The 24,655-nt window shown below is 36.8% G+C and carries 14 protein-coding genes and 1 other annotated feature; of the genes, 3 read left to right on the plus strand and 11 right to left on the minus strand.

The genetic code is table 11. The features are described from left to right. Positions 1-672: a leucyl/phenylalanyl-tRNA--protein transferase gene (gene aat / locus CLOCL_RS14800; RefSeq protein ID WP_014256105.1), complete on the plus strand. Its 672-nt coding sequence runs from the start codon at positions 1-3 to the stop codon at positions 670-672. Next, positions 673-1,773, plus strand: a complete 1,101-nt coding sequence (locus CLOCL_RS14805) for a DUF3810 domain-containing protein (RefSeq protein WP_014256106.1) — start codon at positions 673-675, stop codon at positions 1,771-1,773. A 467-nt stretch (positions 1,774-2,240) separates the two neighbouring features. On the opposite strand, the gene CLOCL_RS14810 is transcribed toward CLOCL_RS14805, so the two are convergent. The 11 genes from CLOCL_RS14810 to thrS all read right to left on the minus strand — a co-directional run bounded on the left by CLOCL_RS14810 (position 2,241) and on the right by thrS (position 22,479). Next, positions 2,241-3,107: a DUF7847 domain-containing protein gene (locus tag CLOCL_RS14810; protein ID WP_014256107.1), complete on the minus strand. Its 867-nt coding sequence runs from the start codon at positions 3,105-3,107 to the stop codon at positions 2,241-2,243. Between the two features lie 238 nt (positions 3,108-3,345). Continuing rightward, the gene (locus CLOCL_RS14815; protein WP_014256108.1) at positions 3,346-3,894 is read right to left on the minus strand and encodes a hypothetical protein; all 549 of its coding nucleotides are present in this window, start codon (positions 3,892-3,894) and stop codon (positions 3,346-3,348) included. A 528-nt stretch (positions 3,895-4,422) separates the two neighbouring features. Next, positions 4,423-13,188 carry a GH36-type glycosyl hydrolase domain-containing protein gene (locus CLOCL_RS14820; RefSeq protein ID WP_014256109.1) on the minus strand — a complete coding sequence of 2,922 codons (8,766 nt, stop codon included), beginning with the start codon at positions 13,186-13,188 and terminating at the stop codon, positions 4,423-4,425. Between the two features lie 295 nt (positions 13,189-13,483). Beyond that, complete coding sequence (locus CLOCL_RS14825) at positions 13,484-15,979, minus strand: glycoside hydrolase family 9 protein (protein WP_014256110.1); 2,496 nt, start codon at positions 15,977-15,979, stop codon at positions 13,484-13,486. A 307-nt stretch (positions 15,980-16,286) separates the two neighbouring features. After that, on the minus strand, positions 16,287-17,090 hold the full coding sequence (gene rlmB, locus CLOCL_RS14830) for a 23S rRNA (guanosine(2251)-2'-O)-methyltransferase RlmB (protein ID WP_014256111.1): 804 nt from the start codon (positions 17,088-17,090) through the stop codon (positions 16,287-16,289). Between the two features lie 116 nt (positions 17,091-17,206). Then, positions 17,207-17,560, minus strand: coding sequence for a 50S ribosomal protein L20 (gene rplT, locus CLOCL_RS14835; protein ID WP_014256112.1), 354 nt, complete (start codon positions 17,558-17,560; stop codon positions 17,207-17,209). A gap of 17 nt (positions 17,561-17,577) precedes the next feature. Then, complete coding sequence (rpmI, locus tag CLOCL_RS14840; protein WP_014256113.1) at positions 17,578-17,778, minus strand: 50S ribosomal protein L35; 201 nt, start codon at positions 17,776-17,778, stop codon at positions 17,578-17,580. A gap of 33 nt (positions 17,779-17,811) precedes the next feature. Beyond that, positions 17,812-18,306, minus strand: coding sequence for a translation initiation factor IF-3 (gene infC, locus CLOCL_RS14845; RefSeq protein ID WP_041715201.1), 495 nt, complete (start codon positions 18,304-18,306; stop codon positions 17,812-17,814). A 54-nt stretch (positions 18,307-18,360) separates the two neighbouring features. Beyond that, positions 18,361-18,502, minus strand: a sequence feature (ribosomal protein L20 leader region). Positions 18,503-18,614: 112 nt separating this feature from the next. Next, a complete protein-coding gene (locus CLOCL_RS14850; protein WP_014253858.1) occupies positions 18,615-19,676 on the minus strand; it encodes an IS30 family transposase in 1,062 nt (353 codons plus the stop codon). Positions 19,677-19,788: 112 nt separating this feature from the next. Next, positions 19,789-20,424, minus strand: coding sequence for an FAD-dependent thymidylate synthase (gene thyX / locus CLOCL_RS14855; RefSeq protein WP_014256115.1), 636 nt, complete (start codon positions 20,422-20,424; stop codon positions 19,789-19,791). A 147-nt stretch (positions 20,425-20,571) separates the two neighbouring features. Beyond that, positions 20,572-22,479: a threonine--tRNA ligase gene (gene thrS / locus CLOCL_RS14860; RefSeq protein WP_041715764.1), complete on the minus strand. Its 1,908-nt coding sequence runs from the start codon at positions 22,477-22,479 to the stop codon at positions 20,572-20,574. 727 nt (positions 22,480-23,206) lie between these two features. Here thrS and CLOCL_RS14865 point away from each other — a divergent pair. After that, positions 23,207-24,532, plus strand: coding sequence for a sensor histidine kinase (locus tag CLOCL_RS14865; protein WP_014256117.1), 1,326 nt, complete (start codon positions 23,207-23,209; stop codon positions 24,530-24,532). The last annotated feature ends 123 nt before the right edge of the window (positions 24,533-24,655 follow it).

Consider the following 24,655-nt stretch of genomic DNA (forward strand, 5'->3'; position numbering starts at 1 on the left):
ATGCCGATTTTTAAGCTTACCAATGATTTGATATTTCCCCATCCTTCATTGGCCGATGAGGATGGGCTTTTGGCAATTGGAGGAGACCTCTCGGTTGAACGTCTTCTCCTTGCTTATGAAAACGGGATTTTCCCATGGTATGAAGGGCAAGTAATACTATGGTGGTCACCTGACCCAAGATTTATTCTCTACCCAAAAAATTTAAAAATTTCAAAATCAATGAAAAAAGTGCTTAGGAAAAATATATACCGTATTACCTATGACAAGTGCTTTCGAAAAGTAATAACCCTATGCGGCGAGGTTAGAAAGGGTCACACTTGGATTGACAACGATATGATTGAAAGTTACTGTGAACTTCACGATCTTGGATTTGCACACTCCGTTGAAGCGTGGTATAAAGATAAGCTTGTCGGAGGTCTCTACGGTGTTTCTTTAGGAAGGTGTTTTTTTGGCGAATCCATGTTCTCCCTCATGGATAACGCTTCAAAAGCAGCACTTATTACTTTGACTTTAAAGCTTGAACAGTTGGGATTTCATTTTATAGATTGCCAGGTATACAGCAAACACCTCGAGTCTCTAGGTGCAATAAATATTCCCAGGGAAGATTTCCTCATTGAACTGGCGAATGGTTTGAAATATGAGACTTTGAGGGGCATTTGGAGGTTTGAATGAATGGGATTGAAAAAAGGTTTTATAAAGCTTTGTTTTATATTGTTAATCCCTTTGGGTCTGTTTATAAGCAACCTTTCAATATTATACCCTGAAACGGTTGAAAAACTTTATTCAAATGGATTGTACAGAGCTATTGCTGCACCACTGAACTTTATTTCCGGACTTCTGCCCTTTTCCCTGGGTGAATTGCTTCTGGTCGGGTTTATAATACTGGTTATAGTTCAGCTTATCCGTTTTATAATACAGTCATTCAGAGCGCCTTCCCAAGTAAAAAAGCATTTGCTGAATTTTATTCCGAATCTTGTGGTCTTTATCAGCCTAGTGTACTTTTGCTTTGTAATTCTATGGGGATTAAATTATCAGCGCCTGCCCTTTTCTCAAATAGCCGGCCTTAAAGTTGAACCGGCTACTGTCAGCGAACTGGCAGCTGTATGTGAAAATCTGTTGGAACAGGCAAAGGAGTTAAGGAAATCTGTAAGTGAAGACGACAAAGGTGCAATGTTTCTTCCGGCCGGAAAACGTGATGCTTTAAAACGGGCTTATAAGGGTTATGAAAATGCTGCCCGGTTTTATCCGGAACTGGGTGGAAAATATTCAAGACCTAAAGGAGTTATTTTATCGGAAATAATGTCCTATCTTGGTCTTGAGGGCATATATTCCATCTATACCGGTGAAGCAAATGTAAACATTTCAATGCCCGATGCCACATTTCCTTTTAGCACTTGTCATGAGATGGCTCATCAAAGAGGATTTGCCCGGGAGGATGAAGCAAATTATATTGCCTATGTTGCCTGTAAACACCATCCCGATGTGGATTTTCAGTATTCCGGAGTTTTATATGCTTTGATTTATGCCGGAAATGAATTATACAGAAACGATCCCGACAGATATGCCGAACTTCGCAGTAAATACTCTGAAGGTATGAAAAGAGACCTTGCTGCAATTAATTCCTATTGGAAAAAGTATGAAACACCTGTTCAGGATTTTTCCTCTTCGGTTAATGATACTTATTTAAAGGCTAATAGGCAGGAAGATGGAGTAAAAAGTTACGGAAGAATGGTTGATCTTTTAATTGCAGAGTATAGGGCTTCAAAATCATGATTGTTGTTTATATTTTGATTTATTTAGTGTAGTATAGTTGTTTTGTTCTGGTTTTAATTTACTGCTTTTGAGTTAAATTACTGTTTTACTTTTTAATTTCTTTTATTTTGTTTCTATTTTGTTTTTATCTTTTAATCTTTTTTGATTCGTTTTAGTGTCAAACTACGTAATTTACATGACTTTCGAAAAAAAGCAGTACGCCGAATAACTTTATAATTTTTCGCCGCGTCTATGGGACCTCCTGTCCCAAGACGCTAAAAATGCCTTCCTTGGCATTTTTGCTTCAAAATTATCAGTTCTTCGGCTCTGCTTTTAATTCTCAAGCCAAGTAATTACTCCATTTGACACTAAAACGGTTTGTTGCCAATAATATTGGTAGTCAATGAAGTTGGTTTTTTTACTGATTAGTTTTAAATATGCAAAAAAACCGGCTACCAAAAGATAGCCGGTCGATGTTTCAGAATCAATTATAGGTAGTCACCTGGTGCTTCATAGTTGAGTTCTTCATTCATGCCTTCATTTTTGCCGGTTTTGTCTCTATACACTTCAAAACAAAATACTATCATAATAAACTCAACTAACGCAGAAATAAAGGAAAGAACAACATGTCCCAATACCGGTATTCCTTTTAAAAATCCTGCAATAGCACTGAGAATACCAGAACCTATTGCAACTAAAATTGATATACCGACTATAGGCCAAAAATATGATTTTACCACTGAAATTGATTTCTTTAAACCGTCACCCACGCCTAAATTATCTGAAACCATGGCTGGGAACCATAAAGATATCAAATAACTAAATACGAAAAGTCCTATAAATAAAGCTATTGAAAATAAAATCAATAAAGTAATACCTAAAGTTGTCGATATAGTCGTAATAGATGAAAAAATGAAACTTAGTATGGCTGATAAGAAAAATATTGCAAAATATATTCCTATATATGACAATGCATAAAGAATATACTTTCCAATGTTATTTTTCATTTCAGGTACAAAATCGTTTAAATCAACGTTTCCTGTTTCCAATGCTTTATTTACCATACCGTAAGTTGCAGGATTCACTATTATTCTCAAGATTATAGTCAATATGAATCCTAAAATTATTGGAGGCAAAAATGAAATCAGGGTACTGAATAATTCAATTAAATTAGAAGAGTTTTGCATCAGTGTTGGGTCTTTTGCCATTGTCATAATGATTTCTGTATACTGTTTAGAAAGAGCATCTTTACTTGGCCCGCTAATTATTGAAGGTATCGCAATTGCAATGAATAGAGGTATCACTAACAAGAAAAAATTCCCTAAAAACTTAAAAGCATTCTCTAAATATTTCATATCTGTCCTCCTTATATAGATAAATTATAAAATTCTTAAACTAATTATAATTAAAATTATTCACAATGTCTATAAAAAAGTATCTAAAATTTACCTGCAAAACTAATGTTGTAAATTATAATCAAACAGTATCATTTAATTTTTTGAATAATGGGCATTAATTTATCCTCTAGTTCCCCATTTATTCTATTATTTGTATTTCCATAATATAACCTGCCATCAACGACAAATATACAACCTAAAAAACAATAGGATCATCGAAAATTGCATGTATTTCACCCTTTAGTCCCTCAACATGCCCACTTGGCGAATTAACATATATGTAGAATATCTCCTTATATTTATCAAAATCTTCAACTTTATATTCTATTTCACCAAATCTATTTTCCAATTCTATAATAATTTCCTTATCTATCGGCAATCTTACAGGTCCATTGTAATTGTCATTGCAAAGAACAAATTTGGAATATTTCTCAAGAATCTCGTTTACATGTTCTTTATTCTCTAAATATTTTGCTTTTGTAAATCTTGTCGCATCATCTCCACCACCGGTTTTAATGTGTGTATAATTCTCGTCAGTCTTATCCACTATAACTTGGTCCTGATTAATTAAGTCTACAATCCAATTATTATAATAAGGTTTTATTTTTCCCATAAATTCGCTATTGTTATAATCAGGAAAATCATAGCTTGATGGAAAATATATTTCACCATTAAATAAAATTGGACCATGATATAATTCATCGTCTGTAAGCCTTTTTGCAGCATAATTACTGCCACTTTTCATTGCTCCTAAAAATATAGAAAAAGAAATAACCCCAAGAACACATATTATTAAAAAAAATTACAAAACTTTTAACCCCTCTGCTCTTTTTATTACTATACATATTCTACTATTCCTTTCTAAAACAATTTTACAAACTTGAAATCAAATATACTATAAACTTTAATTTAATCGGTTGTGCTATCTAATAATATAATATCCAATCAGATATACTAATCTAACTTATCTTATATTACAACCATAGTCGCGACAAGTACTTTACTATATACTTGTTTATTTATATTGTTTACTACAACCTTTATTAAATATATATTTCACAACCTGCTGCTATTTCAATAAAAATATATGTAGTTTTCCTTAATATTAAGTTTTAAATCCGTTTTCATACTACATTGTTAATAATAATCTTTTTATTATATTTAGGAATATAACATAACAATTAAAGGTCGCCAATAACATATATACAAAAAATATACCCTGTCGAATCACAGCATTTCCAGATCAACAGGGTAGTATTTAATCTTATATTAACTATTTTCCCATAATCACTTCCGCTTTATGTTCCTTTTTGTCATCTACCAGAGCAATTATTTTATCTTCAAGTTCCTTTCCGTCCAGGATTACCTTTTTAACCCCTTTGTTAACACCTTCCGGGTTTTTTATTGTTATATAATATTGTGTATCTTTGTATTTATACTTAATATCAAAGTCCTTCCATTCTTTAGGTATACATGGGTCTATAGACAGCCTGTCTCCATTCTTTTTAAATCCAAGAATGTATTCAACGCCAACCCTGTACATCCAGCCTGCGGCTCCGGTATACCATGACCATCCTCCCCGGCCTGTATGGGGTTCAACCGAATATACATCCGCAGCAATTATATAAGGTTCTGCTTTATATTTGGAAATCTCAATCTGCGTCTTTGCATGATTAATTGGATTTATCAAATTGAACAATTCGGTTGCTTTATCACCGTCCCCAAGCATTGCAAAGGCCATGACAACCCAGCAGGCTGCGTGGGTATACTGTCCTCCGTTTTCCCTTACTCCGGGAACATAGCTTTTTATATAACCAGGTTCCAAATCACCTTCGTCAAAAGGAGGTGTAAGAAGTTTAATAAGTCCTTCATCCCTTTTTACAAGGTAGTTTTCCAGAGCATTCATTGCCATATTGATTCTATCCTTGTTACCGGCACCGGATATAACCGCCCATGACTGAGCAAGGGAGTCAATTTGGCATTCACTGTTCTGAATAGATCCCAGCGGCCGTCCGTCGTCAAAATATGCCCTCCTGTACCAGTTTCCATCCCAGGCATTTTCTTCAATAGCTTTTGCAATTTCCATTGCAATGTTGGAATATCTCTCAGCCCGTTCTTCTTCTCCAAAGCTTTGGCAAATAGGAACAAACTTCGTCAGGATTGAGTACAAAAACCATCCTAACCAAACGCTTTCTCCTTTTCCTTTGTTGCCAACGGTATTCATTCCATCGTTCCAGTCACCGGATCCAATTAAAGGAATCCCATGCTCGCCGAATTTCAGCGACCTCTCAATAGCCCTTATGCAATGGTCATATAGTGTCGATTTTTCATCGGACACTCTTGGAATCCTGTAACTTTCATCTTCAAAATCCTTTAATGGTTCATCTTCCAAAAACGGAGTTTCAATTTTCAATATATCACTATCTCCGGTAATTCTTATATACTCGGCTGTTACAAAAGGCAGCCATAAAAGGTCGTCGGAAAATCTTGTCCTTGTACCCTTATATTTTTCTTCGTGCCACCAATGCTGAACATCTCCTTCAACAAACTGGTGTTTTGAATGAAGCAGTATTTGCTCCTTTGTTATCTCCGGCATTACATGTGCCACCGAGAGGCAATCCTGTAACTGGTCCCTAAAACCATATGCACCTCCCGACTGATAAAAGGCCGATCGTGTCCACATTCTGCACGACAGAACCTGATACATAAGCCAGCCGTTAAGCATATAATCAATAGCCTTATCCGGTGTGGAAACCTGCAGGATTTCCAGTTTTTCCTTCCAGAAATTCTTTGCCTCACCAAGAGCTTTTTTTACTTCTTCTACCTTCCTGTACTTATTTACCATTTCTTCTACTTCGGTGATGCTGCTACCTTCACCTAAAGCAAATACAATTTCTTTTTCTTCTCCGGGATCAAATTCCAAAAATATTCCCAACGCTACACAAGGATCCAGACCTGCACCCACTGTTTCCGACAGCTTTTGCCTTCTTAACCCGGGAGGATTTGTCAAGGCACCTCCTGCCAAAAACTCTTTCCTGTCGCAGGTAAAAGTTCTGTCTTTTATAGAGGTGTCGACATAGGCTATTCTTCCGGGAAATTCATCATTGTAAGTATTTCTTATTAATATTGCACCCGTTTTATGCCTTTCGGTGCTAATATGCGAAGCAGTAAACTGGTCGCTTACACCAAGTACAGGGCGGATGTAATAGTATAAGCCTAATTTTCTTGATGAATCACTTGTGTTTTTCAGTCTTACCAAACTCAGCTTCACGTTATCCTTCACCGGCACAAACTGTGTCAATTCCTGTTCAAATCCATGCCCTGAGTTCCTGAAAATACTATATCCAAACCCGTGTATAGCTGAGTATGTCTCATTCTCCCGTATTGGCAAAGCAGTAATATTCCACACTTCTCCCGTATCGTCATCGGTGACATAAATAATTTCACCGGGTGTATCGGAAACAGGGTCATTAGACCACGGAGTCAATTTATTTTCACGGCTGTTTTCATGCCATGTGTATCCACCGCCGGATTCTGTAACAATAAATCCGAATTTCCGGTTGGATATTACGTTAGTCCACGGCAAAGGAGTGGTAATACCGCTTTTCAATACAATTTCATATTCTTTGCCGTCATTTTTAAAGCCTCCTATACCGTTGAAAAATTGCAGATCCGAATTTTCAGCGTATTTATTCTGATATTTCTTTATGGTGCCTTTATATTCTTTCAATTGCGGCAAATGGTTTTCATTTTTGATATAAAGCTGTTCTCTCAAATCTCCGGCACTGCCCTTAAGTACCACCCGGGCTGCCGCACAGATCAGATTGATATCCTCTTCCGGAAGATTGCTCTTTTTAATTACAAAAACTCCACCGGGTTTGTTTATCATATCATGAGCATGGCTTGAGGAGAGGATGTCGAATAAAAGTCCCTGCAAGGGGTTGGTATAGCTGTTTTCCTCCTCGTTCAATATCACAAGGTCCACTTTTAAATTCTTATATTTCCAATATTCATGAGCTTTTAACAGTTCATAGACAATATCTATATCATCTGTCTTTTCCAGTGTTAATAACACAATGGGTATATCCCCGGATATGCCATAAGCCCATAATCCGCTTTGACCTTTGGTATTATTTATTATGCATTCCATTCTCAGCTTCTGTGCCGGACTTATGAACAAAATATGGGATAAAAGTTCCTGATAAAACTCAATTTCAGAAGCTTTAAGGTTCAAATACCTTGCCTCCACACGACTTCTGGTTGCAGCCAGGTTAAATTCCTCCGGTATAATCTCCGGATTAATATATTTGGCTGCCAAATCCAACACAGCACCCCTGTTTTCACCTACCGCCACAACAAGGTTCACTTTAGCAGTTTTTCCCGGCTCTATTTTTAACATGCACCGCATGCTCATAATGGGGTCAAGAACCGGACCTACTGTATTGGTCAAAGGTTTTCTCTCTTCAATAACCTGAGGATTGGTTACATTTCTTCCTCTTCCAATAAATTTGAACCGGTCGGTTTCATATTGCAGGCCTCCTACTGCTTCTCCTTCAATTGTCATCAGATTTAACGACCAAACCGGTTTATCATTTTCAGACCGGGGTCTTCTGTTGGCTATAAGGCAATTCAGTTCAGGAATAAACTCCGTCCTTATAAACAAGTTGCTGAACGCAGGATGCGCCACATCGGTACCATGCTGCGCCAAAACCAGTTCATAGTAACTGCTGACCTCGAGGACACAAGTTTCATTCCCATGATTGGTAAAAGTCAGCCTCCTTATTTCTGCGTTGTCATTGGAACTGACAACCACTTCAGTCACCGTATCAATATCCCCATCCCTTCTATGGTATTTGGCCACTCCTGAAGTAAATACCACGTTATACATATCCGGTCTTTTGTCTGCAGGTGAATAGGTGGAAGACCATATTGTGTTTGTATTGGTGTTTCTTATATAAAAGAATATACCGTAATTATCAAGGGTAATGTCTTCCCTCCAACGGGTTACGTCAATCATACTGTTTCTGCTGTAACCGGTTCCTCTGTCGGTAACCATTACCGAATAGCTTCCGTTGGATAAAATATGGGCCTTCGGCAGCTCATAATCCGGATGGCTGTATTCTCTTAATGAATCCTCAACATCATAAGTGACATCGGTAAAGGGAAGTATCTTTTCCTTATTTTCTTTAGTAAAGATTATATTGGCCGGTACTTTTTCCTGAAGCAGAAGTTTCGCTGCATTAACTACCGGATCATTGTGGAAACGTTGCTGCATTACATTTCCATTTATATAATTGTTAAGTGCCACAAGGCTCATTCCCTGATGATGAGCCATATAACTCTTTACTATGGCATATTTGGAGCCAATGGGCAGTCTCTCCGGAGTGTAATCTATTGCCTCGTAATAGCCATAGGGCCCGTTTGCACCTTCTGCCGCCAATCTTTTAAGGTTTTTAACCGAATCGTGGGGGTCAACGGGCAATGCAAGCATAGTGGCATAAGGTGCCACAACCATATCTTCCGCCAAGCCCCTTTTCAGTCCAAGCCATGGCACGCCAAAGGCTTTATACTGGTAATCAAGCTTAATGTCAAAGGAATAAAAGCCTGACTCGGAAGTTCCCCATGGCACATTTCTCTGTTTCCCATATTTCTTTTGACTTCTCAGTACAAAGGCATAGGTCTCGTCCAATAAGGTGTTTTTAACACTTTTCATTATCAGCAAAGGCATAAAATATTCAAACATGGTTCCGCTCCAGGATACCATACCCTTATAGCGGTCTATCCGGGTAAGGGTTCTGCCAAGCTTAAACCAATGCTGTGCATCCACTTCTCCTCTTGCTATGGCAATAAAGCTTGTCTGCCTTGCTTCGGAAGCAAGCAGGTCATAGTAGGAGTTTGTCAAACTGCCTTCTTCGATATTATAACCAATGGAAAACAATTGCCTTTTCTTGTCATACAAATGGATGAATTCAGTCTCACAGGATATTTTATCAATTCTGTCAACCAAATAATTATAATTTGAGATAAGCTGTTCCGCGTTTTGAATTGATTTTTCCAACTCATGTTTCAACCGGTCCAGCCAATTCTTTATATTCACCAAATGGTTTTCTCGGCTTTTGGCAATGGTTTTATTAAGCTTGTCTATCTCGAATTTAATTTTCTTGTAATGTTCCGGCAATTTCACCAGAGGGACATTTAGCCTAAATAGGTTCAATATAGTTTCCATCGGTTTTTCAATATCACTTTTATAAGCCCTCTTCTCCCATTCCTCAGGCATTTCAAACAGCAAATGACTCCAGGAATAGTAATTGTTCAATTCACTTTTAAAAAGTGATACCATGTGTTCCACTTTTCGTGCCCATACATTTACTTTTTTGTCGTTATTGCCATACTTTCCTCCAAGTTTGTCCAAAGCTCCAATCCAAAGCCTTAAATCGAAATTTCCCGCTTTGTCAAAACTGGCTGCAAAGCTTTCCAGTTCGTCGGTTTCATATAAATTTTGCTTTGCTTCCCTTTCGGCTAAAATAACCGTATCTTTAATTCCGTCCACAAACACTCTTTCAATTAACGGTCGGTTTAAATACTCGATAAACCCTTCTTTTAAAGTAATAAGATAGCAAACGAAATTTCCGCTGTCTACTGTTGAAATGTACCTCGGTTTTAACGTATCAAGAGTACGCGTATCATACCAGTTATAAAGATGGCCGTTCCACTTGTCCATCTTTTCAATGGTAGTAACTGTCCGCTTTACAATTCTGTACATTTCTTCAGTACCAATATATCCGAAATCTCTTGCACTTAAAGTCGCCAATAGCCCAAGACCTATATTTGTAGGCGAAGTTCTGTAGGCAATCCCGTTTGGCGGTTCTTCCTGATAGTTGTCAGGTGCCAGGTAGTTGTTCTTACTGTTTACAAACTCTTCATAGTACCTCCAGGTCTTTCTGGCTGTAACTCTAAGTTCGAGCAAATCATTACTATCTAAAGGCTCAATTGATTTTACTTCTTCCTGGCTTACCCTAAAGGCTATATAGGGTGAAACAAACCATACCAGGCAAACTGCAAAAGCCCAAACAGCCCATTGCGGCTTAAGCAGCAATGCCAGTGCAAAAACTATGACTGCCTCAATGACACCTATTTTCATTTTTGCAATATAACTTCTTAAAGTGTTCTTAAGTGTCTTTTCGGTATCCAAAGCAGTTACCCATTCAAGCATGTTTCTTTTGGTTATAAATACTCTAACCAAAGAAATTGCAATTGCGTTAGCCATAAGGTATGCCTGATAGGGCAAAAACACAAATTGCAGTGTTATTTGCAGGAAGACTGCTTTCAACCCGCAAATAACGGGAATATATCTTCTCGAAAGCATTACTCTAACCGGCTTGTAAACCAGATAGTCAAATCCTGACAAAATAAAGGGAAAATACATAAAAAGCAGAATAATCCCTGTCCATGCCAGAGTATTTCCCGGAAATATGCTAAAGCCAAAAAATGCAATCAGCATAAGAAAGGGGGCAACCAGGCTTCTTCTAAGATTGTCGATTATCTTCCACTTTGATACTGCCGTTATTGGGTTTGCTATTTCTTTACCGAACCTGTTACTTATTTTACGCCCAATCCACGGCAAAAGCTGCCAGTCTCCCCGCACCCAGCGATGGAGTCTCATGGCATAGGAATTGTACTTTGACGGATACCCGTCAATCAGTTCAAGGTCACTGACCAACCCTGTCCTTATATATGAACCTTCAAGCAAATCATGACTAAGCACGGTGTTTTCGGGAATTGCATCGCCCAAAAGTTTTTGAAACACCTCAATATCATAGATACCTTTTCCCGTAAAAATACCTTCACCGAATAAGTCCTGATAAACATCGGATACTGCACAGGCATAAGGATCTATCCCCTCTTCACCAGCAAAAATTCTTGAAAACAGCGATTTATTGACACTCTCAATGTCAAATCCTATTCTTGGCTGCATAAGCCCGTAACCCTTGACTACAATGCCTCTTTTCTCGTCAATTTCAGGTAAATTTAACGGATGGGCCATTGTGCCTATTAGTTTTTTGGCAGTACCCAAAGGCAATACTGTATCGGCATCCAATGTAATTACATACTTCACCTTAGGCAAAAGGGATATATCGGTTGAAGTTATACTATAACTTGTCTTTTTTGAACCTAAAAGCATGTCGTTAAACTCCAAAAGAGCTCCCCTTTTTCGTTCCCATCCCATCCATTTCTTCTGTCTGTCATTGAATTGTCTGTGTCTGTGAAAAAAGAAAAATATATCCTTGCCATCCTTGCTGTACTTCTTGTTTAGTTCCTTTATTCTTTCCAAAGCTGTAGTGATTATTTTACTGTCACCGTCCAAATCCTTGCTGTCCGAATCCTTATAGTCCCCCGCCAGAGCAAAGTACAAGTTCTTTTCCCGGTTGGAAAGATAGTATACCTCAAGATTATCTATCAACTCCTTTGCCCTTTTTTCATCGGGCAGCAGTGCCGGAATAACTACCATTGTGCTATACTCTTCCGGTATACCGTCTCTTAATTCAATTCTTGGAAAAAATGAAGGTTTAAATAAATGATTCAGTATCCAGTTGATAAAATTTACAGAAACATCGGATACCGGTATTAGCACAACCAAAATACTAAGCAATGCCAGTGCGCCGTTAAATTTATGAGCACTGTTGAATACATACCGGGCAATCAGTAAACTTATCAAAACAGTAATTATACTTACAGAACCAATATACAAAGTAAGGGGTCTTTTTCTTACAAACTCGGAAAATGCCTTGTTAAAAGTTTTGTCAGGGCCAATTTCTTCCCTAAGCTGTTTTACCCCTTCATCAATTATATAGTAACCTACATGAATTTTCTTCCTGAAACTAATTTCGTTTAAATCTTCCCTATTTTCCATCGCCCTTTTTGCAAGCTCAACAACCTTGTTGGCTATATGTTTTTCCGATACATCAAATTCCAAGGCCAACTCTTCAATTTTCTTCCTATAATAGTTTTTTGACGATAAATCCATGAGATTGTAGGTTCCATCCGGGTCAGTTCTTAAAATCTCCTCCACCTTGCTTAATGCCTCAAAAATTTCCACCCAATCACAGGAAGAAATATATTTCAGGCTTATTATGCAGTTGCCTATTGATCCTTTTCTTGCAGTTTGTTCGCTGTGCTCTTTATGGGTAATGTAATCAATACTTGTACCATTCATACCCAAAATATCATCTATCTGACGGAGGACATGGGCATAAGCCCTCCCCATTTTTCTAAGTCTGTAAGCAAGATGTTCTATAAAAGCCGAATTGATTTTGTATTCCCCTTTAATTTCATTTTTAATGGCATGAATAAGCTTATCGGCGTCAATTCCGTTTTCGCTTTTAACCGCTGAAATTATTTCTTCTACCTTTCGTCTCTGTCTCTGAGTCTTTTCAATTGTTTGACATATATATCTTATATTTTCAATCAAAGCAAGCTTAAGCATAATCGGCAGTGCCCATAGTTCCCTGCTTGCAAGAGTCTTGTGGGACTGATAGGCTTTAATGTAATTGACAAGTACTTTTTCATCAATTCTGCCATCGGTATGGGACACAAGTTCAAGAGCAACAGTATATATTCTTGCATATCCTTTTAAAGGACCGGAACTTAGCATAGGAAGTTTTGAATAATATTCCTTGCTCAAATCTTTCCTGACACTCTTTACCTGTTCCTCAATAATATAAAAATTATCAAGGAGCCATTCAGCGGCAGGTGTTGTTCCGATTTCCCTCTTTATATCTTCATTCAATGATTTGTATACCGACAATATATACCGATAATTCTCATTCAATCTCGGAACAGGCCAATTAAAGAATTTTAACTTTTTAGAGACAGCATGGTCATAGGCAATTTCTATTGCGTAAGCTTCGAGCTCATCGGCATTTAGCAAAGCATCCCTTATTTTAATTTTTTCCTCTTTCGATTTCAGCAATATTAAACAAGAGGCAAAAACGAATATTATCAGAGCAGCAAACAAATATAAAATTATGTATTCACGCATTGTAGCCTACCAACTCCTGTTAAATATTTTGGTATATCAAAAATATAGCTTACGATATAAAAAGTATTTTTAGTATATGCTGAAAAGAAATATTAAAACATGTCTAGAGTTATTTTTCCCAAAAAGTTTGTTTTTTAGAATAAAATCTTCGCCTATTGCTGTTCTGAAATCCACCTGTCTTTTATTTAAAACAGGCATAAAAAAATCGAGAAAAAGACAGGTGATTATTTTACCTACTTACTCGATTTTCTATGGTCATATGTTTTTCTTATGTTAATTAATGACCAAAAGCCTCTTAATTAACTTCGGCAGGAAATTTGGAAATCATACCCAAAAGGTATTTTTTTAAATATGCCAAATCTATTACATTAATTGTTCCGTTGCCATCTACATCAGCGGCTATTTCTTCATATGGAGACGGTAGAGTCTTAATCATTCCCAGCATATACTGTTTTAAAGTAGCAAAGTCTATGGAATCAATTTTCCCATTGCCATCTACATCTCCAAGTATAAAGCCAACTGTTTGTTTACTGTTGGCATAGGCTGCCATAAATACCAACGCAGAATTCCAGTAAACGGTATGTTCGTTAGCTACCCAATCACCGCTACTGGTAGTATAGCATTTAGCAGCAAATCTCGACAGTCCTGCTCCTTCATAAGCATTAGGGCCTCCAGGCATATACCCGTTTGGAATACCCGGTTTGCCATCATTGTTGTATATAATGCTGTATACTCTTTTTACAGAGTTTTCTCCATGTCCTGAAACATAGCTTATGCTCATAGGGTTAGTACCTAAAAGCCAGTTCAAGGACCCAAAAGCCATTTCCCTAACTTTACTGATATCAACCGAATCTACAAACTGTGACACAATTATTGCATCCATCGGAACGTTCATTACTTGCATATTTATACCCCAATAGTAGTTACCGGGCACGATAGTATTGTTCCATGGATTGTTTTCATATCTGTTCAATATTAAGTTAAGCCATTTTCCAAAAGCTGTTTTAATCCATGCAGCTGCACTTTCGTCTACATTATCAGCCTTCATGTAACATATATATGCAGTAAGCCACATATTACCCCAAGTGTGAGCATAAGCATAGGAGTTAGTAAAATTACCTTCAAAACTTTTATAATTATTTAAAAAATATGTATTATAAACTTCATCTCCAGTTGCTCTGTAAAGGGATGCAGCCGCCCACAATCTGTCAGCCCTGTCATTAGTTACATTATATGGTCCTGAAGGAGAGACTATATTTTTCGGGTTCTTTTCTAAGAATTTCCACGCAACTTCTGCAGCTTCAAGGCATTTTTCTGCAAACTCACTGTCGATGTCTTTATATAAAAGATAAGCATGAGCTAATACTGCTGCCGCGCAAGCAGAATCATCAGTAGTGCAACCATTGGCATTCTTTAAAATCCTCATTGTTATATTGTCATCATTATCGGATTGTACTCTGGGGTAAAATCCTCCACTAACCGGATCCTGCATCTTTAGCATCCATTCCAGTTCCCATCTAGCTTCGTCAAGAATATCCGGTATGCTGTCTCCACTTTCAGGGATATTCACTTCAAAGTTTTTCATATTCTCAGTAAACATTTCATAAGTCCAGAATAAGTCAGACAAAGCAGTAGCACCAGCATTAACATATTTACCGAAATCTCCGGCATCATACCATCCTTTTGTAAGTTCAAAGGTTTTTGTAACTGTCGGCAACTGGCTGCGAACCGCATTATCCATTGGTGTCAAATCTTTACGGGCAAATCCTTGAGCATAGGGTTCAACCAAATCAATACCCTGACGCTGATAATAGAAATATCTTAAGGCATCGTATAGCAATCCTTCGTAAAGGTTACTTCCAATTTTGAACTTATAAGATTTTTCCTCAATGCCTGAAACACAAATATAGTATTCGCCCTCTTCAGTTAAGCCAGAAAAGTCTGCTTTCAGAATCTTTTCTCCCGAATCTATGGGTTCACATTCAGTTACAAGAGTTAATTTTCCTTCATAAACAACACTGTCATCCTTAGCACTTCTGACTTCAAAAGCAGTACCCTCCGATGCCTGAAGTTCTTCCATAAATCCTGTTACAAGGGCATATTTTTCAGCATCAGGAAGGAATCCAACCTGATTAACCTTTATTGCAGTAAAGGATTTTTCATTATCGGGTGAGGTAATTTTTAAATCATTAATCCAAACGGTAAAAGGATTTACATGGGCTTTTTCTAAAAACAAACATGTAACCGATGTAGCGTCAAAACCACCGCCGGCTGTCACTATATCCCTTAATGGTATTTTGACATGCTGCCATTCGGTAGAAATATCTATGTACTTGTTTATAACTGTTTTTACATCAAGTTCAGTCCCAATAGCTCTTTCGTAAACCTTGTCTCTGAGACCTATAATAAAATTTTCTCCACCGTCTTTTCCTTTGATGTTAAACTCGATAAAACCATTTTCCACATACTGAGAAATATCATGGGTATTCCACTCCCTCAATGTCAACAGCGATATCCACCATCCCGATGTTACCGCTTTGGATACATTGAGTCTTAATGATGGTAACCCATTATACTTTTCAGTAGCATCAACAGGAAGAGTACTGTTTTCTGTCTCCAGCTCTTCTGCACCGCTTCCTGACCAACCTGTTACAGGCTTGTTCAAGAAAATCTGAATGTCCTGTAACTTTCTGTAGTCTTCCGGCGGTGTTGCAGCTTTCGAAGCAGCCGGTGTCAGCAAAGACGCCAGCAAAGTAACCACCAAAAACAGTGATACTTTTCCTTTTCTCATCTTTTCACTCTCCTATTATTTTTATATTAATGCAAAATATAAAAACTTAAGCAAATATCTAAAGTTTCTATATTCGAATATATTTCGTTAACAGATTCATTTTCTAACAAGGGTTTGTATTTGCTTCAATTTGAGAGTGGCAAAAAAAGTATAAATATTATATAAACGTATTATATAAGCGGTATACATAAAGTTTTTAACTTTTGTCAGTAATTCTTTATATTATTTCGTAGTAAAATAAAAATTTAGGTCTATAGCCTCAAAGAATATAAACCTTAATAGATATACAAATTAAATAGCATATTTTTTATTGTTTCATTCTGCACCTCAGTACCTCGTATATCAGGAGTCCGGCTGCTACCGATGCATTCAACGATTCGCTTTTTCCTTCCATAGGGATCTTTACCAGTTCATCCGAAAGGTCTGCAACGCTGTCAGTTATTCCATTTGCCTCATTTCCAACAATAATGGCAACATTACCCTTATAGTTTAAATCAAAATAATTTTTGCTTCCTCTAAGGTGTGCAGCACAAAGTACTATACCTCTGTCTTTTAAGCTTTGAAGGGTTTCCAATAAATTTTCGGAGTAACAAATAGGTAAATGAAATATTGAACCCATGGTAGCCCTTAATACCTTAGGATTATATACATCGACACACCCCTTTGATACTATTACTGCAGTTGCACCGGCAGCATCAGCCGTCCTGATTATCGTCCCCATATTTCCTGGATCCTGTATAGAATCCAATACAACAAAGAAATTTTTATCATCATAAACCGACTCAACACTGACAGACTTTTTACGCATAACAGCCAGTATTCCCTGGGGATTCTCAGTGTCTGTAACCTCTAAGTAAAGCTTGTTCGGGACTGTATAAATATTGCCGATTTTTTCCTCTTCCAACAGTTTAAGTATTTCCTTTCCGCCTTTCACTTCCTTAATTTTTTCCGATACCAGCACTTTAGATATTAATTCCTTTTCCTTAATTGCTTCCTCAATGAATCTTATACCTTCAATAAAATATAACCCCTTTTGATCTCTATACTTCTTTTCTTTCAACGCTTTTATTTCCTTAATTATCGGATTTTGTCCGCTGGTTATAAAATTCACCCTATCACCTCAATCACAGTAGTTTCAATACAAGTCACCGATTAAAAAAAGACCAGCTACTTCAACCACTTGAAGATGACTGGTCATTTTTTGTCTATACTTTTTTATTATTCCACTTATATTGCTGCTTTAACCTTTTCTACAAGCTGTGCAAAAGCAGCCGGATCATTAACAGCCATTTCAGCCAACATCTTTCTGTTTAAAGCAATGTTGGATTTCTTGAGACCATTCATAAACTTGCTGTATGAAAGTCCATTCTTTCTTGCAGCAGCATTTATTCTAGTTATCCACAATTGTCTGAAATTTCTCTTCTTAGCCTTTCTATCTCTATAAGCATAAACCAAGGACTTCATAACAGCCTGGTTTGCAATTCTAAAATTCTTACTCTTTGCGCCAAAGTAACCTTTAGCAAGCTTTAATATCTTTTTATGTCTTGCACGGGTTCTTACTCCGCCTTTAACTCTTGACATAACTCTCTCCCTCCCTCTTACTTCTTATATGGAATTAACATTCTAACTGTACGTGCATTAGCGTCAGATACAAGTGTAGATTTTCTTAATTTTCTAGTCCTTTTAGTAGGTTTCTTTGTCAAGATATGTCTTTTATAGGCTTTTGCTCTTTTTATCTTACCTGTACCCGTAAAATTGAATCTCTTTTTAGAAGAACTGTGCGTCTTTATCTTAGGCATTGTGCATTCCCTCCTTATCTACTCAATGTAATACTACTGCTTTGGATTAATTATCATTATCATGCTTCTACCTTCGAGTTTAGGCTTCTTTTCCACTGAACCATATTCCTTCACAGCTTCTGCAAACTTTTCAAGTACCTGCTGTCCTAAATCGGTATAGTTCATTTCTCTTCCTCTGAACTTAACGCTAACCTTTACCTTGTCGCCATCTTTCAAAAACCTGATGGCATTCTTCACCTTAAATTCGAAATCATGCTCTTCGATAGAAGCTGAAAGTCTAATCTCTTTTACGCTGATAACTTTTTGATTTTTTCTTGCTTCCTTTTCCTTTTTGGAAAGCTCAAACATATACTTTCCATAGTCCATAATCCTGCAAACAGGTGGAAAAGCTTGAGGAGCTATTTTCACAAGATCCAATGATTTTGCATTTGCCAATTCCAGAGCCTCTTTGGAAGACATAATTCCAATCATTGTACCGTCCACATCTATTAGCCTAACTTCCTTATCCCTTATTTGCTCATTGATCATTAATTCGTTTTTGTTAATAACAAACACCTCCGGGCAAATTTACAGTTTTGTGTTAGAAAACGAAAAAAGTGGATCAAAGAAATGATCCACTTAACTCCCTACTCCAATAAGCAAAGTTAAAAAGCCTAAACTTCAACTATTAACCTTACCAGACCAAACCCGTAAGGTGAGAAGTGGATAACTTCTTCTTTATTGCACCGGTTATATCCTATCAGAAATTTTTATTACTGTCAATTGTTTTTTTGCAATTAATATACTATTTTAAATTGCAAGTTTAATTGCCTTACAAAATCTTACAGAACCCTGTTTTAAGCGACCACAATCTTTGCCATTTCATTCGCAGTTCGATAACCAAATATTCTCCTTGGGTAATTGTTCATCCAGTGCTCAATCCTTTTTATCTCTTTCTCCGTTAGTTTCCCTATATCCGTCCCTTTAGGAATAAATCGTCGAATCAGCTTATTAGCGTTTTCATTCGACCCTCGTTCCCATGAACTGTATGGATGTGCATAATATATCTTTAACCTCATCTTACCAGGAACAAGCACTGATGCCTCAAGCCCTTTGCTGTCCAGAAACTCTGTTCCATTATCTACTGTGACCGTTTTAAACAGTTTGGTAAACTTCTTCCCATACTTCCTTTCCAGTTTGTCTATCTCTTTCTTTACCGATGCCTGGCTTTTATCCGGCATCTTACGTATTATCTCCTGCCTCGTACTCCGTTCCGTCAGTACCAACAATGCTGCTCCCTTTTCTCCGCCTTTGCCAACTATACAATCCATCTCCCAATGCCCATATTCTCCTCTTTCTTCTATATGTGCCGGCCTTTCTTCTATGCTTGTCCCCCTCAAATTCTTTAATGCTATCCTTACTCTTCGGTATTTCCTCTTCTTCTTGTTCCGCTTTACCGGAAGGTCTTTGTTGCTTATATTAGCAAATATCCCTTTGTCTATGTAGTTGTATAGCGTCTTTGTGCAGATCATGGCTCTGAACCTTAACCCTTTGGCTTTTATCTCTCCTATCACCGCGTCCGGCGAATATTTGTCCTCTTTTATCCTCTTCTCTATGTAATTGGCTAGTTCATGGTCATGCCCGATCTTTAAACCCGCTCCTTTATTTGATGACGCCTCTTCATATCTTCGTTGTCCTACGTCTGCACAGTACTTCACTGAATAGGTCAGATCGCTGTTTAGCAACCTCACGCTGCCACGAGCTATTTCCCGTTCTATAGTCCGTCTGTCCCTTCCCATTACTTTGGCTATTTCCTTTGGTTTCTTACCTTCTTTCAATAATATTTCAATTTGATACCGTTCCCTCACATCCAGGTGTTTAAAACTTCTTCGTTTAGTGGTATTATTAAGGTGACTCATTTCGGACCCTCCAATATGTTTTGGTTTTGTCACTTAAAACATTATCAGAGGTTCTGATTTGAGTCACTTCTTTTTTATCATGTTTGGGCAATTAATTTTACAACTTACCCAATTAATATACTATATCATCAAAAATAACAGGTATAAGTTCTTTAAACTTATTTAGCAAAGGTATGGCAATTTCCCTTATCTGAGGATGAGCCGCTGACGATGTCCTCAATTTGAAAAAATGCCTCCACTCTCTAAGATTCATAGTCATAACCAATTCTGTTTTTAGCGAATTAGGGAGAATGGTTCTTGCCTCCTGAGGTGTTGCGCCGGCTCTCAGTAACTCCATATATTTTTGTTCGGTAAACTCCATTACACTTTTCCATATCTCATATTTTTCTTTTCCCTCTGGTGTAGTAGTATCCCAAAAACACGGTTCAATATACGTTATTTGATTCGAAAACTTGTCCTTGCTGTAATTGCAATACCTTGTACTCTCCTGTGCATATGAAGCAAGCCTATGCCTTACGATTTCATGGCTAACTCCTCTGTCACAGACCACCTTGACTGTAATAGAATAATGCTCAATCACAGCCTCATGCCCATTTTTAATAATTTTTCTTACAAAATCGGCATGGGAGTCACCGGTAATTTTGTCTTCACTTTTATAGCACACTCTTCCTACCTTTTCAATATGCTTTAATATCTCTTCACCATTAATATCCGACTCTATAATAAAATACGGCTTAATTACAATCATTAATCCCAATCCTCGCTTCTTCTTTTGTTTTTTCCAAAAACAAGTTTAAATTTTTTACAACACAGCAATTCTTAAATTTTACCGTATAATATATTTTTTATACATTTGCTTAAGTACTCCCGCTAAAAGCGGAAGTACTTTTTTACACTATTTTGCTTTAGTTCTTACTTCTTTAACAATCCTGTCAATGAAATCCTTTAATGCCATAGCCCCAAGATCGCCATCTTTTCTGGATCTTACCGCAACAGCCCTGTTTTCCATTTCTTTATCGCCTATAACCAACATGTAAGGTATTTTCTCAAGCTGAGCTTCTCTTATTTTATAGCCAATCTTTTCATTTCTCCAATCCACTTCAACCCTTATACCTTTAGCCTCCAGCTCTGCTCTAACCTCGTCGGCATATTGATGGTGTTTGTCTATCAATGGAAGGATCTTAACCTGGACCGGTGAAAGCCATGTAGGGAAAGCACCGGCAAAATGTTCGGTAAGAATTGCTATAAACCTTTCAATGCTTCCAAACACAACCCTATGAATCATAACCGGTCTGTGTTTTTCACCGTCGGGGCCTATATAGCTCAAATCAAATCTCTGAGGCATCTGGAAATCAAGCTGTATTGTACCGCACTGCCATGTACGTCCTATTGAATCCTCAAGGTGGAAGTCAATTTTGGGTCCATAAAATGCCCCATCCCCCTCATTTATCTTATAGTTCATTCCTTTTGCCTCAAGAGCTTCCTTAAGGGCATTTGTAGCCATTTCCCACTGTTCGTCGGTTCCCATTGAATCTTCCGGACGGGTGGAGAGCTCCACATGGTATTTAAAACCGAATACATTGTAAAAATCATCTATAAGGTTAATAACTCCCAAGACTTCATCTTTTACTTGTTCCTGAGTCATAAATATATGAGCATCGTCCTGGGTAAAGCATCTTACTCTCATCAATCCGTGCAAAGTACCCGAAAGTTCATGTCTGTGAACCAAACCCAGTTCTGCAAGTCTTTGCGGCAAATCCCTGTAGGAGTGTAGTCTCCTCTTATATACCAGCATTCCTCCGGGGCAGTTCATTGGTTTGATGGCAAAATCCCCTTCATCTATCTTTGTAAAATACATATTTTCCTTATAATGATCCCAGTGACCTGAACGATGCCATAAATCTTCGTTTAATATTATAGGAGTTCTGATTTCCTGATAACCTCTTGCCTGGTGCTCTTCTCTCCAATAGCTTTCAAGAATATTTCTTAAAACCATTCCTTTAGGCATAAAGAACGGGAAACCGGGACCTTCTTCGTATATATCAAACAAGTCAAGCTCTTTTCCAAGCTTCCTGTGATCCCTCTTCTTTGCTTCCTCCAATCGGAAAAGATATTCATCCAGCTCGCTCTTCTTTGAAAAAGCAGTACCGTAAATTCTTTGAAGCATTTTATTCTTTTCATTGCCTCTCCAATATGCGCCGGCAACTGATAAAAGCTTAAAGGCCTTTATTTTGCCCGTGGATTCCACGTGAGGTCCTGCACAAAGGTCAACAAACTCTCCCTGCTTATAAAAGGAAATTGTCTCGCCTTCAGGTAAATCACGGATAAGTTCTACTTTATAGCTTTCTCCCTTTTCCTCCATAAATTTTATAGCTTCATCCCTGGGAAGAGTAAATCTTTCAAGCTTTAAATCCTCTTTTATTATCTTTTTCATCTCTTCCTCAATTTGAGCAAGCTCTTCAACGGAAAAAGGTCTTTCCACATCAAAATCATAGTAAAATCCGTTATCAATTGCCGGACCTATGGCAAGTTTAACATTAGGATAAAGTCTCTTTACAGCCTGTGCCAATATGTGGGATGAAGTATGCCTGTAAGCATGTTTTCCGCCATCATCATCAAAAGTAAGCAGATTCAGCTTGCAGTCTTCATTAAGCTCATAACTCAAATCCTTTACTTTTCCGTCAACTTCTCCTGCCAATGCCACCCTTGCAAGACCTGCACTAATGCTTTCAGCAACTTCCTTAATAGTAATGCCTTTATTATATTCCTTAACGCTTCCGTCCTTTAAAGTAACTTTAATCATGTCCATTAATCTATCAATCCTTTCTATAATATTAATTATAATTTGTTCAAATTATAATTAAATTGATGAACAATACAGTCCTTTTTATATAATAAATTCTTTATTTACCTTAGTCCATTGTTTTTTGTTCTTCCTTTCCGCATCAGAAAACGCAGTAGAACAACTTTTTTGAATATTGAAAGCATTTTAACCGACTCTTAAACTTCCCGAATTGATATTAAGTTGTTTTGAAAGACGTTAAATAAAAACTCCCATCCCTCATAAGGGACGAGAGCTTAATTCCCGTGGTTCCACCCTAATTTGTACTCATTGCGATTGTAACGTAATCAACGTTCCAACTCAGAGGCGGTCTTCAATTGATATCCCCTGAAAGTACTTCCAGCCTAGGTACTTTCTCTCTGATAGGTTCCCATCAATCTACTCTTCTCGTCATTGTCGGATCATAATATTTTTTAATATTTTTTTCATTAGTTAAATTATATATACATAAACTTTTATTGTCAATGCAGTATTGATGCTTTAATCTTACTCACAATCAAATTGTTTTATTTTTAACAAAATTCTTTCCCATTTTTATTTGTCGTGATATAATATTTTTTGTCATAATATGTTGATTTTTAAAATATTATTAAGCATAAAGATATATAAGTTGTATGATGTGTTTAATTAATTTGTTAATTAATTAACATTATCTAACTGTAATACATAGCCACAAGGAGGATTTATTTTGTTAGCTGTAAAATTTATTAGCCTTTCCCTGATAGGCATAATACAGGAAACTATTATAGGTATTATCTTACTGCTTATTTTTAATTTGGAATTTAATTGGAAAAAGGTGTTTTCCTATGCCCTGGTTATGGGATTGTCCGGCAGTTTTTCAGCAACATTTTTACGTCAGGCAGGCCCTACAGCCTATATATTCATTTTTGTATTTACGGCTTTATTTATCTTGCTGTTTTTTTATAAATTCAGTCTGTTAAAAAGCATTATGGCAATGTGCATACTATATCTTCTAAAAGCCATTGTATCCACTTTGTGTCTTCCCATATACAAGTTATTTTACAGGACTGATTTCAATGCAGTAAACATGACGCTAATCGAGCACCTTATCTCTCAACGGCTTGGAACAGTGCTTTTTATTATCATAGCATTGATAATATACCTGTTTAAGTACAAAATAGATATGCCTGATGATTTTAGTAAAAAAAGTACTGTGACGGTTGTAATTAATGTTATAATATCCATTCTCCTTTTATATCCGAATATTATACATCTTCATAACTATATGCACAACGAAACCTCTCCCTTGCTTATTTATAACTCTATATCCCTTGTATTTATTGTTTTAATAAATACCATAAACTTTATCAAGTTCGGAAAAATAGAGATATTAAAACAAAATGTCGAATTTCAGAATTTATATATCCAGACACTCAATGAAATGATAGACAGTCTCAGAGGATTTAAGCATGACTACAACAACATGTTACAGGTAATGCAAGGTTATATTTCCGTCAACGATATGGAAGGATTGAAGAATTTTCACAGCCAATTATTGGCAGAATCGAGAAAAATAAATAATTTTGTTCCTCTGAATTCATATATAAAAGATGTCCCGCCGGTATATGGACTTTTGCTGTCAAAAATATCCTATTCTGAGATTAAGAATGTAACGATTAACATTACAGTTACGTGTAAACTAAAAATAACAAATATAAAGATTTATGATTTTTGCAAAATACTTGGAATATTATTGGATAACGCAATTGAAGCTGCTGCTGAAAGTGAAAAGAAGCTGGTTGAGTTGTCTATAAGAGAATCCCCTGACAAAAGTTCCCTTTTTATTGAAATAACCAACTCCTGCATTGGAACTGTTGATATTTCCTCCATATTCAAAGATGGATATACTACAAAAAAAGATCACACAGGATTTGGGCTATGGGAAGTACAAAAAATTTTGTCAAAATATAAGAACTGCAAGTTATATACAAATGTGTGGGAAAACTATTTCTCGCAAAAAATTGAAATTGCATATAACCTTACTAATGAATAACGCCATCGATGACATATACTTCTTTTCATACTTTAAAAAAGCATTTAAATTGCCATTATCTTTTTATTATAATTCCAATATTAATGCTTAAATTGCCATGGATTATTTAAAAGCTCTGTCGGA

Origin of the sequence: Acetivibrio clariflavus DSM 19732, from assembly GCF_000237085.1 — a bacterium.
Lineage (GTDB): Bacteria > Bacillota > Clostridia > Acetivibrionales > Acetivibrionaceae > Acetivibrio > Acetivibrio clariflavus.